The organism is Pseudomonas sp. 10S4 (assembly GCF_034344865.1).
Classification (GTDB): Bacteria; Pseudomonadota; Gammaproteobacteria; order Pseudomonadales; family Pseudomonadaceae; genus Aquipseudomonas.
In genome coordinates, this window is sequence record NZ_CP133774.1 from 494,455 (window position 1) to 507,302 (window position 12,848).

13 protein-coding genes, 1 tRNA gene and 1 pseudogene are annotated in these 12,848 nt (G+C 57.4%); 4 read left to right on the forward strand and 11 right to left on the reverse strand.

All coding sequences use genetic code 11. The features are described from left to right. Positions 1-26: 26 nt before the first annotated feature. The 3 genes from iscR to trmJ all read right to left on the reverse strand — a co-directional run bounded on the left by iscR (position 27) and on the right by trmJ (position 2,334). The gene (gene iscR, locus RHM58_RS02275) at positions 27-518 is read right to left on the reverse strand and encodes a Fe-S cluster assembly transcriptional regulator IscR (protein ID WP_007956690.1); all 492 of its coding nucleotides are present in this window, start codon (positions 516-518) and stop codon (positions 27-29) included. A gap of 265 nt (positions 519-783) precedes the next feature. Next, the gene (gene cysE, locus RHM58_RS02280; protein ID WP_149658082.1) at positions 784-1,560 is read right to left on the reverse strand and encodes a serine O-acetyltransferase; all 777 of its coding nucleotides are present in this window, start codon (positions 1,558-1,560) and stop codon (positions 784-786) included. A 3-nt stretch (positions 1,561-1,563) separates the two neighbouring features. Continuing rightward, a complete protein-coding gene (gene trmJ, locus RHM58_RS02285; protein WP_201206458.1) occupies positions 1,564-2,334 on the reverse strand; it encodes a tRNA (cytosine(32)/uridine(32)-2'-O)-methyltransferase TrmJ in 771 nt (256 codons plus the stop codon). 146 nt (positions 2,335-2,480) lie between these two features. Here trmJ and suhB point away from each other — a divergent pair, with 146 nt between their 5' ends. Beyond that, complete coding sequence (suhB, locus tag RHM58_RS02290; protein WP_008147729.1) at positions 2,481-3,296, forward strand: inositol-phosphate phosphatase; 816 nt, start codon at positions 2,481-2,483, stop codon at positions 3,294-3,296. 248 nt (positions 3,297-3,544) lie between these two features. Here the strand turns inward: suhB and RHM58_RS02295 are convergent, their stop codons facing one another. The 6 genes and pseudogenes from RHM58_RS02295 to queA all read right to left on the reverse strand — a co-directional run bounded on the left by RHM58_RS02295 (position 3,545) and on the right by queA (position 9,639). Then, positions 3,545-4,093 carry a glycine zipper 2TM domain-containing protein gene (locus RHM58_RS02295; protein ID WP_201193704.1) on the reverse strand — a complete coding sequence of 183 codons (549 nt, stop codon included), beginning with the start codon at positions 4,091-4,093 and terminating at the stop codon, positions 3,545-3,547. A gap of 121 nt (positions 4,094-4,214) precedes the next feature. After that, positions 4,215-5,129 (reverse strand): protein translocase subunit SecF, encoded by a 915-nt coding sequence (gene secF / locus RHM58_RS02300; protein ID WP_201206463.1) that lies wholly within the window; start codon positions 5,127-5,129, stop codon positions 4,215-4,217. A 9-nt stretch (positions 5,130-5,138) separates the two neighbouring features. Further along, positions 5,139-7,007, reverse strand: coding sequence for a protein translocase subunit SecD (gene secD, locus RHM58_RS02305; RefSeq protein ID WP_201206465.1), 1,869 nt, complete (start codon positions 7,005-7,007; stop codon positions 5,139-5,141). 63 nt (positions 7,008-7,070) lie between these two features. Then, positions 7,071-7,409, reverse strand: a complete 339-nt coding sequence (gene yajC, locus RHM58_RS02310) for a preprotein translocase subunit YajC (RefSeq protein WP_201193698.1) — start codon at positions 7,407-7,409, stop codon at positions 7,071-7,073. 43 nt (positions 7,410-7,452) lie between these two features. Beyond that, positions 7,453-8,568: a tRNA guanosine(34) transglycosylase Tgt gene (tgt, locus tag RHM58_RS02315; protein ID WP_201206781.1), complete on the reverse strand. Its 1,116-nt coding sequence runs from the start codon at positions 8,566-8,568 to the stop codon at positions 7,453-7,455. A gap of 5 nt (positions 8,569-8,573) precedes the next feature. Then, positions 8,574-9,639: pseudogene (gene queA / locus RHM58_RS02320) on the reverse strand (tRNA preQ1(34) S-adenosylmethionine ribosyltransferase-isomerase QueA). Between the two features lie 107 nt (positions 9,640-9,746). On the opposite strand from queA, the gene RHM58_RS02325 reads away from it, so the two are divergent. The 3 genes from RHM58_RS02325 (at position 9,747) to RHM58_RS02335 (ending at position 11,494) form a co-directional block, all read left to right on the forward strand. Next, positions 9,747-9,831 (forward strand) — tRNA-Leu (locus tag RHM58_RS02325). A gap of 162 nt (positions 9,832-9,993) precedes the next feature. After that, a complete protein-coding gene (locus tag RHM58_RS02330; protein WP_322269566.1) occupies positions 9,994-10,323 on the forward strand; it encodes a hypothetical protein in 330 nt (109 codons plus the stop codon). An 859-nt stretch (positions 10,324-11,182) separates the two neighbouring features. Then, positions 11,183-11,494: a DUF3077 domain-containing protein gene (locus tag RHM58_RS02335; RefSeq protein ID WP_322269568.1), complete on the forward strand. Its 312-nt coding sequence runs from the start codon at positions 11,183-11,185 to the stop codon at positions 11,492-11,494. 152 nt (positions 11,495-11,646) lie between these two features. Here RHM58_RS02335 and RHM58_RS02340 read toward each other — a convergent pair whose 3' ends face one another. Both RHM58_RS02340 and RHM58_RS02345 read right to left on the reverse strand, forming a co-directional pair. After that, positions 11,647-12,015 (reverse strand): PH domain-containing protein, encoded by a 369-nt coding sequence (locus RHM58_RS02340; protein ID WP_322269569.1) that lies wholly within the window; start codon positions 12,013-12,015, stop codon positions 11,647-11,649. A gap of 36 nt (positions 12,016-12,051) precedes the next feature. After that, entirely contained in the window at positions 12,052-12,804 is a 753-nt protein-coding gene (locus RHM58_RS02345; protein WP_322269571.1) for a hypothetical protein, read from the reverse strand. Positions 12,805-12,848 lie beyond the last annotated feature (44 nt).

Sequence of the window (12,848 nt, forward strand, 5' to 3'; positions counted from 1 at the left end):
CTGGCGTGCCGCTTGCTCTTTGGCTGTCATTCGACGGCGGACGCTTCAATCTTGTCCAGGCGTGGCGCCTTGCCATTGCAACGGCGCTGATCCTGACGCTGGGCTACTTCTTGCACCTCACGGCGAGTTACAAGGTCAGCCAAGCTGATACCGCTCAGAAATTCGTGAATCTGCAGGCTCAGATCGCACCACAAGTGGTGGGTCAGGCAGGTATCGCCGGAATGGCAATCACCTTGGCCCTGGCATTTGGTTGCATCGACCGATTCGTTTACCGCATCGATCACTTGGGCGACCTGGATGCCCTGCATGTCGCGGGACAGTTGGTAGCCACCGCCCGGACCACGAACACTGGAGACCAGATTGCTACGACGCAATTTGGCGAAAAGCTGTTCAAGGTAGGACAGGGAGATGCCTTGGCGCTCGGAGATATCGGCCAGGGACACCGGCCCGTGCTGCGCATGCAACGCCAGGTCAAGCATGGCGGTCACGGCGTATCGGCCTTTTGTAGTCAGTCTCATGGACAATTACCACGGAGTTCGGAATGGGGCGAGTATGCAATTCCCGAGTATTTAAGTCAACTATAAGACCTAGTACTTTAGTCAGGTTTACCCGCAAAAGAGCGCGCGCATCATATCAGGGTCTGCAGCCTAATGGCACACCGGTCAGCGCCGTGCCATTGCCTGATCACGACCTACGTAGGAGCTGCCGAAGGCTGCGATCTTTTGATCTTCGCCTTTGAAAAGCAAAGTCAAAAGATCGCAGCCTTCGGCAGCTCCACAGGCATCAGCCGGCCTTGGTTTCGTCTTTGCCTTTTACGCAGGCGAAGTCTTCTTCACGCAGTTCAGGCAAATCCTTGGCGCAGTAATTACTGCCCAGATCCTTCAAGGCACCGCACATCCCCTCCAGACGACCATCGACCGCCTGCAGGTGATCCAGCAACTGACCAATGGCACGCGCCACCGGGTCCGGCATGTCTTCACCGACGCCATAAGCATCGAAGCCGATCTTCTCGGCCATTGCCTTGCGCTTGGCATCTTGCTCTTCATCGGACTTGACGATGATCCGCCCTGGAATCCCGACGACCGTCGCACCCGGCGGAACAGCCTTGGTCACCACGGCATTGGAACCGACCTTGGCCCCGGCGCCGACCGTGAATGGCCCGAGCACCTTGGCGCCCGCCCCCACCACAACCCCGTCTTCGAGGGTCGGGTGACGCTTGCCCTTGTTCCAACTGGTGCCACCGAGGGTCACACCCTGATAAAGGGTGACGTCGTTGCCGATTTCGGCGGTCTCACCGATGACAATGCCCATGCCATGGTCAATAAAGAAACGACGACCGACCTTGGCGCCCGGATGAATCTCAATCCCGGTCAACCATCGGCCAAAATTCGAGACCAGACGCGCCAGCCACTTCCAGCCCATGCCCCATAGGGCTGACGACAGGCGATGAATCCAGATGGCATGCATGCCGGGGTAGCAAGTCAGGACTTCAAAAGCGTTACGCGCTGCCGGATCACGGTGGAAAACACTCTGGATATCTTCACGCAAACGCTCAAACATTTTTCAATCCTTCCGCTTAAGAAGCTCACCACGGGCCGCTTTCTGGGTTTCCGTGAGGATGCCACGCAATATATTCATTTCCGCCCGGCTGACCGAGCTTCGTCCGTACAACCGACGCAGGCGCGCCATCAAGTGTCGCGGCTTTTCCGGATCGAGAAATTCAATGGCCACCAGGGTTTGCTCCAGGTGCTCATAGAATCGCTCCAGCTCATCCATGGTCGCCAATTCACCACTCTTGGTGGACGCCACTTCATCCTTCTCGACCTTGCTCGGCTGACCCGCGGCTGCGAGCCAGGACATGCGCACTTCATAACTCAACACCTGCACCGCCGCCCCAAGGTTCAGCGAGCTGAACTCAGGGTCTGATGGGATGTGCACGTGATAATGACATCGCTGCAGCTCTTCATTGGTCAGGCCGGAATCTTCACGACCAAAGACCAAGGCAATCTCGGCACCCTGCGCAGCCTCCTCGACCACTTTCACACCGCATTCGCGGGGATCGAGCAGCGGCCAGGGAATGCGGCGGTCACGAGCACTGGTGCCGAGCACCAGATTGCAACCGACCAAGGCATCTTCCAAGGTGGCGACGACTTGCGCGTTTTCAAGGATGTCACCGGCACCGGAGGCACGAGCATCGGCCTCGTGATGCGGGAACAACCGCGGTTCGACCAGCACCAGCCGCGACAGGCCCATGTTCTTCATGGCACGCGCAGCCCCGCCGATATTGCCGGGATGGCTGGTATTGACCAGGACGACACGAATGTTTTGCAGCACGGGAGGCGATCTCGAACACTAAATTAGGGAGCCGAATCTTACAGCTCAACCTACCGTTAAGCTATGAAAGCGAACACCGACCTTCACCTGTAGAAACTTTCTGATAGAATGCCCGGCTTTCTTTAACAACCTTAGGTGACACATCCATGCAGCCCATGCTGAATATCGCGCTGCGCGCCGCCCGCAGCGCCAGTGAATTGATCTTCCGCTCCATCGAGCGCCTGGATACCATCAAGGTCGACGAAAAAGACGCCAAGGATTACGTATCCGAGGTGGATCGCGCCGCCGAACAGAAAATCATCGACGCGCTGCGCAAGGCCTACCCTACCCATGGCATTCTCGGTGAAGAAACCGGTATGCACCCAGGTAGCGGCGAAGGCGAAGAATACCTGTGGATCATCGATCCGCTGGACGGCACCACCAACTTCCTGCGCGGCATTCCTCACTTCGCTGTCAGCATCGCCTGCAAATACCGCGGTCGCCTGGAACACGCTGTTGTTCTGGACCCGGTTCGCCAGGAAGAATTCACTGCCAGCCGTGGTCGCGGCGCTCAACTGAACGGTCGTCGCCTTCGCGTCAGCGGTCGCACCAGCCTCGACGGCGCCCTGCTGGGTACCGGCTTCCCGTTCCGTGACGACCAGATGGACAACCTCGACAACTACCTGGGCATGTTCCGCGCCCTGGTTGGCCAGACCGCCGGCATCCGTCGCGCCGGCTCGGCTAGCCTGGACCTGGCCTACGTGGCTGCCGGTCGTTTCGACGCATTCTGGGAGTCGGGCTTGTCCGAGTGGGACATGGCTGCAGGCGCCCTGCTGATCCAGGAAGCCGGCGGCTTGGTGAGCGACTTCACCGGCGGTCACGACTTCCTTGAAAAAGGCCACGTCGTTGCTGGCAACACCAAATGCTTCAAAGCAGTTCTGACGGCCATCCAGCCTCACCTGCCGGCTTCGCTGAAACGCTAAGCGAGCGCTACAAAAAGCACCCTTCGGGGTGCTTTTTTATGCCTGGAATTTGCCTTCAAGACCACCACAAAACCCAATGTGGGAGCGGGCTTGCTCGCGAATGCAGTCTGTCATTCAACATCCATGTCGACTGATACACCGCATTCGCGAGCAAGCCCGCCCCCACAGGGGTTAGTGGCGCTGCGAAAATAGCGGGCACAAAAAAGCACCCTTTCAGGTGCTTCTTTTTGATTCTGGCAATCAGCTCATCACTGAGCCGGTTCGTTCTGCGACAAAACCAGCTTGCCTTCTTTATCGACCGGAATCTGGTTGCCCGGATCGCGATCCATCCGCACTTTGCCTTCCTTGCCGTCCAGCGAGTAACGGACGTCGTAGCCGACAACCTTGTCGCTGATGTCGTTCACCGTATTACACCGAGTCTGGGTCGTGGTGTAGGTATCACGGTTCTGCATGCCTTCCTGAACCTTGTTACCGGCATATCCGCCGCCAACAGCGCCCGCAACGGTGGCAAGCTTCTTGCCATTACCGCCACCAACCATATTGCCCAACAGACCACCACCGACCGCACCGAGCACTGTGCCCATGATCTGATGCTGATCCTTGACTGGCGCTTGCCGAGTCACTGCAACGTCCTTGCACACTTCACGTGGAGTCTTGATCTGTGTCTTGACCGGCTCAACCGCCAGAACTTGCGCATACTCAGGGCCGCTTTTTACCAGGCTGTAGGTGGCAACAGCACCCCCGGCAGTCACACCGACAGCACCCAATACCGCACCAACCAGTAACGACTTGTTCACATGAACCTCCTGACCATCACATGCGGGTCATTGCCCGCGCTTCTCCCAGCCTTGGAGCATAAAAAAAGGCGCGAGTTCAACTCGCGCCTTTTTTGGCTAACAGCTGGAAAAACGATGGCCGTTATGGACGGTCGTCGATTTCCTTCTCGGTAGCCGCAGGAGGAATCAAATCCTCGCTGTTCAGGTTCAGCCAGATCAGCACCACGTTCGCGATGTAGATCGACGAGTAGGTACCCGCCAGAACACCGATGAACAGGGCGATCGAGAAGCCGAACAGGTTGTCGCCACCGAAGAACAACAGCGCCGAGATCGCCAGCAAGGTGGAGATCGACGTCGCCATGGTCCGCAGCAGGGTTTGCGTGGTCGAGATGTTGATGTTCTCGATCAGGCTGGCCTTGCGCAGTACACGGAAGTTCTCACGAACCCGGTCGAATACCACGATGGTGTCGTTGAGCGAGTACCCGATAATCGCCAGCACCGCCGCCAGGACCGTCAAATCGAAGGTGATCTGGAAGAACGACAGGATACCGACGGTCACGATCACGTCGTGGATCAGCGAAACAATGGCGCCGACCGCGAACTTCCACTGAAAGCGGAAAGCCAGGTAGATCAGGATGCCGCCCAGCGCCATCAGCATGCCGAGGCCGCCCTGGTCGCGCAGCTCTTCACCTACCTGCGGGCCGACGAACTCGACACGCTTGACCTCGGCCGGGTTATCGCCGCCGACCTTTTTCAAGGCATCGGCCACCTGGTGACCCAGTTGCGGGTCTTCACCCGGCATACGCACGAGCAGATCGGTGGTCGCACCAAAGCTCTGAACGATGGCTTCGTGGTAACCCGCCGAAGTCAGTTGCTCACGCACCTTGGTGACATCGGCTGGATGCTCGTAGGTCAGCTCAATGAGCGTACCACCGGTGAAATCCAGCCCCCAGTTCATGCCCTTGTGGACGACGCTGAAAATGGCCAGCGCCGTAAGGAACAATGTGACGCCGAACGCGAAGTTGCGAACGCCCATGAAGTTGATTGTACGTAACATGGCAGCCCCTTAAATCCACAACTTCTTGAAGTCCCGACCGCCGAAGATCAGGTTGACCATCGCGCGGGTCACCATGATGGCCGTGAACATCGAGGTAAAGATCCCGAGGGACATGGTCACTGCGAAGCCTTTGACGGGACCGGTGCCCATCGCAAAGAGAATCCCGCCGACCAACAATGTTGTCAGGTTGGCGTCGAGAATCGCGGTGAATGCCCGGCCGAAGCCTTCGTTGATTGCCCGTTGTACCGTCATGCCTGCCGCGATCTCTTCACGAATACGCGAGAAAATCAGTACGTTGGCGTCGACCGCCATACCCATGGTCAGCACGATACCGGCGATACCCGGCAGGGTCAGCGTTGCACCCAGCAGCGACATCAAGGCCAGCAGCAGCACCATGTTCACGCCCAGAGCGACGGTGGCGATGATGCCGAAGAAACGGTAAATGGCGATGATGAACAGCGAGACAAACAGCATGCCCCACAGCGATGCATCGATACCCTTGGTGATGTTGTCAGCACCCAGGCTCGGGCCAATGGTGCGCTCTTCAGCGAAGTACATTGGTGCAGCCAGACCACCGGCACGCAACAGCAGCGCCAGTTCGGACGACTCGCCCTGACCGTTCAGGCCAGTAATACGGAACTGAGCACCCAGTGGCGACTGGATGGTCGCCAGGCTGATGATCTTCTTCTCTTCTTTGAACGTTTGAACCGCGACGTCTTTCTCGACACCATCAACCAATTGCTTGGTGTAGGTGGTGACAGGACGCTGTTCGATGAAGATCACCGCCATGCTGCGACCGACGTTGCTGCGAGTCGCACGACTCATCAGCTCGCCACCATGACCATCCAGACGGATGTTCACTTCTGGCGTGCCGTGCTCGCCGAAGCCAGCCTTGGCGTCAGTTACCTGGTCACCGGTGATGATCAGGCCACGCTCGATCTGTGCCGGCGGACGCTTGCCTTCACGGAACTCGAAGGTTTCGGAAGTGGCTTTCGAAGCACCTGGCTCAGCAGCCAGACGAAACTCGAGGTTGGCCGTCTTGCCGAGGATACGCTTGGCTTCTGCGGTGTCCTGCACGCCCGGCAGCTCAACCACGATGCGGTTGGCACCCTGACGCTGAACAATCGGTTCGGCAACACCCAGTTCGTTGACGCGGTTACGTACCGTGGTCAAGTTCTGCTTGATGGAGTATTCACGGATTTCCGCCAGCTTGGCCGGGGTCATCGCCAGACGCAGCACCGGTTGACCATTGAGATCGGCCGGAACAATGTCGAAATCGTTGAAGCTCTTGCGGACCAGCGCACGGGCCTGTTCGCGGGTTGCTTCATCAGTGAAGCCCAGCTGAATGGCACCATTGAGTTGCGGCAGGCTGCGATAGCGCAGTTTCTCTTTACGCAACAGGCTCTTGACGTCGCCTTCGTAGACTTTCAGGCGGGCGTCGAGGGCTTTGTCCATATCCACTTCCAGCAGGAAGTGCACACCACCGGACAAGTCCAGACCCAGCTTCATCGGGTGCGCGCCGAGGCTGCGCAGCCATTGCGGGGTGGTTTGTGCCAGGTTCAGTGCAACGACGTAGTCATCACCCAATGCCTTGCGCACTACGTCTTTGGCCGGCAGCTGGTCTTCAGCCTTGGTCAGACGGATCAGGCCGCCCTTGCCGTTCGCCGACAGCGTGGCTGCCTTGACGTTGATCCCGGACTCTTTGAGCGCAGTGCTCACACGGTCCAGATCAGCCTGATTGACCAACAGTGCAGTACTTGCACCGCTGACCTGAATGGCCGGGTCATCAGGATAAAGATTGGGAGCGGAATAAATCAGACCGACCGCCAGCACCGCCAGGATCAGAATGTATTTCCACAGAGGGTATTTGTTCAGCATCACGCCGCCCGCTTATGACGCGGGGCGCCTTGCGCGCCCCGTCGATTGAGTAGAAGTTGAAACTTAGATCGCTTTTAGCGTGCCTTTTGGCAGCGTGGCGGCGATGGCGCCTTTCTGGAACTTCATTTCCACGGTGTCGGAAACTTCCAGAACCACGAAATCATCAGCCACTTTAGTGATCTTGCCGGCGATACCACCGGTGGTCACAACTTCGTCGCCTTTTTGCAGGCTACCCAGCAGGTTCTTCTGCTCTTTGGCGCGCTTGGCCTGTGGACGCCAGATCATCAGGTAGAAGATGACCAGGAAGCCGACCAGGAAAATCCACTCAAAGCCGCCGCCCATTGGGCCTGCAGCTGCGGGTGCAGCACCATCGGCCATGGCATTAGAGATAAAAAAGCTCATTTAGCACTCCAGTTGCAAATGTTGAATCTTGGGGTCAGAAAACTCAGTCCAAAGGCGGAACAGGTAGCCCGCGTTTGGCGTAGAAGGCATCGACAAAGGCGGCCAATGTACCCTGTTGAATAGCCTCGCGCAAACCAGCCATAAGCACCTGGTAATGGCGCAAATTGTGGATGGTATTCAACATGCTACCCAGCATTTCGCCGCACTTGTCCAGATGGTGCAGATAAGCACGGGAGAAGTTCTGGCAGGTGTAGCAATCGCAGGTCGGATCCAGCGGCGTATCATCATGGCGATGGAACGCGTTACGGATCTTCAGCACGCCTGTATCAATGAACAGATGCCCGTTGCGGGCATTACGGGTTGGCATCACGCAATCGAACATGTCCACACCGCGGCGCACACCCTCAACCAGATCTTCCGGTTTGCCAACGCCCATAAGGTAACGAGGTTTGTCAGCCGGCATCATGCCCGGCAGGTAATCCAGCACCTTGATCATTTCGTGCTTGGGCTCGCCCACCGACAGGCCGCCAATGGCCAGGCCATCAAAGCCGATCTTGTCGAGGCCTTCCAGGGAGCGCATGCGCAGGTCCTGGTGCATGCCGCCCTGAACGATGCCGAACAGCGCCGCCGTGTTGTCGCCATGGGCGTTTTTCGAACGCTGGGCCCAGCGCAGCGAGAGCTCCATGGACACACGGGCAACGTCTTCGTCAGCCGGGTACGGGGTGCATTCGTCGAAAATCATCACGATGTCGGAGCCCAGGTCACGCTGGACCTGCATCGACTCTTCCGGGCCCATGAACACTTTGGCGCCATCAACCGGAGAGGCGAAGGTCACGCCCTCCTCCTTGATCTTGCGCATCGCGCCCAGGCTGAACACCTGAAAACCGCCGGAGTCTGTAAGAATCGGGCCTTTCCACTGCATGAAATCGTGCAGGTCGCCGTGCTTCTTGATCACTTCGGTGCCAGGACGCAGCCACAAGTGGAAGGTGTTGCCCAGAATGATTTCTGCGCCAGTGGCGGTGATATCCCGCGGCAACATGCCCTTCACGGTGCCATACGTGCCCACCGGCATGAAGGCCGGGGTCTCGACGGTACCGCGCGGGAAGGTCAAACGACCGCGACGAGCCTTGCCGTCAGTGGCCAGCAGTTCAAACGACATACGACTCATACAGTTTCCTCAGGGCCCGATTCTTTAGGGGCAGTCGGCGCAGGATTACGGGTGATAAACATCGCATCACCGTAGCTGAAAAAGCGGTAACCATGCTCCACCGCTGCTTTATAGGCAGCCATGGCTTCGGGATAACCGGCGAACGCCGAAACCAGCATCAACAGCGTGGATTCAGGCAAATGGAAGTTGGTGACCAGAGCATCGACCACATGAAACGGCCGGCCCGGGTAGATAAAGATGTCAGTGTCGCCACTGAACGGCTTGAGCACGCCATCGCGGGCGGCGCTTTCCAGGGAACGCACGCTGGTGGTCCCCACCGCCACCACCCGACCACCGCGAGCACGGCAGGCAGCGACGGCATCCACCACGTCCTGGCCGACTTCCAGCCATTCGCTATGCATGTGGTGGTCTTCAAGCTTCTCAACGCGCACAGGCTGGAACGTCCCCGCACCGACGTGCAAGGTCACGAACGCCGTCTCGACGCCCGTGGGCCGCAATCGCCTCCAGCAACGGCTGATCGAAATGCAGCCCCGCCGTCGGCGCCGCCACTGCGCCCAGGCGCTCGGCGTACACGGTCTGATAACGCTCGCGGTCCGAGCCTTCATCCGGGCGATCTATATAAGGTGGCAACGGCATGTGCCCGACACGATCGAGCAGCGGCAACACCTCTTCGGTGAAGCCCAACTCGAACAACGTATCGTGCCGCGCCAGCATTTCTGCCTCGCCGCCGCCGTCGATCAGGATCTTCGTACCGGGCTTGGGCGACTTGCTGGACCGCACATGGGCCAGCACGCGATGACTGTCGAGCACCCGCTCCACCAGAATTTCCAGCTTGCCGCCGGAAGCCTTCTGGCCAAACAGCCGCGCCGGAATCACCCGGGTATTGTTGAACACCATCAAATCGCCCGGGCGCAAATGCTCGAGCAAATCAGTGAATTGACGGTGTGCCAGGGCGCCGCTGACCCCATCCAGGGTCAACAGGCGACTGTTGCGACGCTCGGCCAAAGGGTGGCGAGCGATCAGCGAATCAGGGAGTTCGAAAGTAAAGTCAGCAACGCGCATGATGGAGTTCGTCTAGCAGGGGCCGGGAGTCTAGCCGAAATAGTGAAAATTCTCTATGTACCTGATTGACCAACGGTAATCTCATCTCTATACTCCGCGGCCATTAAGCCCTGATGGCGGAATTGGTAGACGCGGCGGATTCAAAATCCGTTTTCGCAAGAAGTGGGAGTTCGAGTCTCCCTCGGGGCACCAAAATTAAGAAAGGTCTTGCTTTGCAAGGCCTTTTTTCGCCTGTAGAAAAGTGAGCCAACTCACCGCTGTCGCGTAGGAGCTGCCGAAGGCTGCGATCTTTTGATCTTGCTTTTCAACGCCACAACCCGAAACCTCCCGGCTAACGAATCAAGGATTCACACAATGGAATTGCCACTGGAAACCGTTGCCCTATTCGCCCTCAAGCTGGCTTACGAGCGGGAGGGGGAAAGCCCGATTCTGCGGGATGATCCGATCATGAGTGATTATGAGCGGGAGGTTTTTGGGTTGTTGGTGCGGCGGGGGGATGTTGAGGGGATTCAGTTTCGGGTGATGCATTGTGTTGGTTTGGCGCTGGAGGCTATAGGGGGTGTTGAGATGCCGCTTGGGCGGGAGCTGCGTCGGTTGGCTGATGATTTTGGTAATGCGCGGACGATGGAGCAGCTTGAAGCGCCGGTCATTGCGCTCAAAGATTATCTGAAAGACATTCAATGAATGAAGCCGGGCGACCTAAAAAAGCGCGAACGCCGATAGCTGTCGCCCCTGATCGCCCATATCCGTTACGGGTGAATAGCACTGCCCACAGAATTCGCTCCCAAGCGCGCGTGCGTATTGATTCATACAACTCAGAAAATTAATGCTCAAGGAGTGGTTAAAAACGCAACTCCATCGATGTTTTTGAGCTTACCGGGCCTTGAGAACCTATATAAGGCAGTGACTTTCTGACAGCCCCTAGAGGGGCTGAGAGCAATCCATGGATCGATCTTGTGCCCAACATTACCCTAGCGAAAGAGTCATTTCTTCCGCGGACGGATGTCTTCATAGTCTCTTCGTTTACCAATGAGTCCGCCCCCCAAACAAGCTCACCGAGTACTTCGGCCCATGGTCTGATGAGCTCACGATGTCGCCAGATCAGACGAACAAACGCCAACACTGGGTCAACAACACTATTTCCAATGAGTTGCACTAAAAGTGAAGGTTGCAGCTACAGGGTCTACACGATACCCTCCCACCGTCGCTGCCAATTCAGCGACCGGGCTTGGTAACCCGAGGTAAATCACTGCGCAACAGTGCCATGCGTTCGCAGGCGCTTTTTTCGCCTGCGATCTGCGTTATGGCGGCTGTGCGTGGGACGTCTTCGGACGTGCCGGTTTCCTTGATTTCCCGGTTTACCAACCTGCGCACAGCTGCCACCCATTCGCTTGGTAACGAATTGTGGCGGCTCTTCAAATTAAGGAGCTTTTGCAATGCGCAGCATCAATCCGTACAAAATCTGGCTTTCCCCTCTACGCAATTCCCAATCGCGTAACGCTTCCACCCTGCCCCACAGCCTCTCCACCACCGGAGATGCCCAATGACCGATCAACCCGAACTCAAAACCATCGGCCTAACCCCCGCCCTCTACTGCTCAGACCGCGCGCTATTCCACGTAACCCGCGATGTGCCGCTCGGCGACGCGTTGTCCATGGCTTCTGACTTTCTGTTTCTGGCCAAAGCGCTCACTAAAGAGGCTGCCTACAACAGGGACACGGACACTCACGCCTGGGCTGCGCATTATTTGACGTCGATGGGTAAGGCGGTGGTTGATGATGCGGTGAAGGTGTTGATGCGGGGGCGGGCTTCGACGGTGTCGTCTAAGCGGGCGGCGGAGAAGGCTGAGGAATAGCGGCTGGGGGATGGGGTTGCTTGCGATGGGGTTGTGTCAGTTGGTTTTGGTGTTGGCTGATCTGGCGCTTTCGCGAGCAAGCCCGCTCCCACATTTTGGATTGTGTTTAGCCAGTTGGAGCCCCGAGTTTTCGGGGCTTTTTCGTGTTTGGGTCAGAGGACGTGTTGGGAGATCAGTTTTGAGATTTCTACCATTGATGTTCTGCCGGTGAATTCGAATTTCACTTTGCCTAGCGACGAGAAGTAGATCTCCAGTTCGGAATCCAGGTCGAACGTGCCGGAGGTTTCCACTGAGTACGCGACGATGTTTTTGTACGGCAACGAGGTGAAGTCTTTTTTGCTGCCGGTGATGCCCTGGACGATGACGGCGATGATGCGTTTGTTGGTGAACACGACGCCGTCGCGCATGGATTTGTAGGCGTCGATGACGTGTTCGCCGTCGAGCAAAAGGTCGGTAACGCGTTGGGCGTATTCTTCGTTTTGCTTGAGTTTGAAGAAGCCCTTGTTGTTGAAGTCGATCATCTGTCCATCCTTCCTTTGAAGAAAAATTCCTGCGGGTTACTTCAGCGCCTTTACGACTCGAATGTCGATGGGAAATCCATCCGCTCCGTTCAATGTCTTCCACCCCACGTACTGAAAAATCCCGTCCTCATCAATATTGTCGCCTCGCTCCACCGTTTCACCGCCCAGCACTGCGACGCGCCTATTGACGGCGCAGTTGCCATCCCAACGATGAGCGATGTAGATCACATAGGGTTTGACGTATTGCGCGGCGCGGAAATGGCTGCCGCAGCCAGCATCGACTTTGATCATCAAGGTCTTCAGATTCGCTTCGCCATCCAATTCAGCGTGCTGGTCGAGAGCCCCGATTTCGCCGACGTCGCTGAAGCCCAGCGAGCGAGCGCGCTTGTATTCCGGGGAGTTCAGGTGATCGGTCTGGGCTTGCCGAAAATGCTGATCCAGCGCCTCGTCGTTTTCTGCACTGCCCTTGGCCGCTATGTCTTTCACTTGGGGGATGACGCTTTCACAGCGGGCGTAATCGGGGGTGCCGAGGCTTGGCTGGGCGAGGTTCTTGCGATGTACGGTAATGGTTCGCAGATAACTCTCGATAGAAGGCAAGACATCCTTGGCCGTCTTGCTCCCGTTCTGCACATCGGTCACTGATCGCTGTAATTGCTGGCAATCGGAGAGGTAAGTCTTCCAGGCGTATTCCGGGGATTCTTGCCAGTCCCAGTCGGCAAGTGCTGGGGTCATCACGACGGTGAAAGTGATCGCGCAGAACAGGCGCGAGGCTGGAGCGACAGTGAGCATGTGTAGTCCGTTACGTAGATGAAGAAAGTGGCGCGACGCTACTA

Coding starts and splice junctions, on each gene's coding strand:
- cysE (WP_149658082.1), bottom strand. CDS start 1,560: ATGTTTGAGCGTTTGCGTGAAGATATCCAGAGTGTTTTCCACCGTGAT.
- RHM58_RS02330 (WP_322269566.1), top strand. CDS start 9,994: ATGGAATTGCCACTGGAAACCGTTGCCCTATTCGCCCTCAAGCTGGCT.
- suhB (WP_008147729.1), top strand. CDS start 2,481: ATGCAGCCCATGCTGAATATCGCGCTGCGCGCCGCCCGCAGCGCCAGT.
- secF (WP_201206463.1), bottom strand. CDS start 5,129: ATGTTACGTACAATCAACTTCATGGGCGTTCGCAACTTCGCGTTCGGC.
- RHM58_RS02345 (WP_322269571.1), bottom strand. CDS start 12,804: ATGCTCACTGTCGCTCCAGCCTCGCGCCTGTTCTGCGCGATCACTTTC.
- secD (WP_201206465.1), bottom strand. CDS start 7,007: ATGCTGAACAAATACCCTCTGTGGAAATACATTCTGATCCTGGCGGTG.
- RHM58_RS02340 (WP_322269569.1), bottom strand. CDS start 12,015: ATGATCGACTTCAACAACAAGGGCTTCTTCAAACTCAAGCAAAACGAA.
- iscR (WP_007956690.1), bottom strand. CDS start 518: ATGAGACTGACTACAAAAGGCCGATACGCCGTGACCGCCATGCTTGAC.
- RHM58_RS02335 (WP_322269568.1), top strand. CDS start 11,183: ATGACCGATCAACCCGAACTCAAAACCATCGGCCTAACCCCCGCCCTC.
- tgt (WP_201206781.1), bottom strand. CDS start 8,568: ATGTCGTTTGAACTGCTGGCCACTGACGGCAAGGCTCGTCGCGGTCGT.
- yajC (WP_201193698.1), bottom strand. CDS start 7,409: ATGAGCTTTTTTATCTCTAATGCCATGGCCGATGGTGCTGCACCCGCA.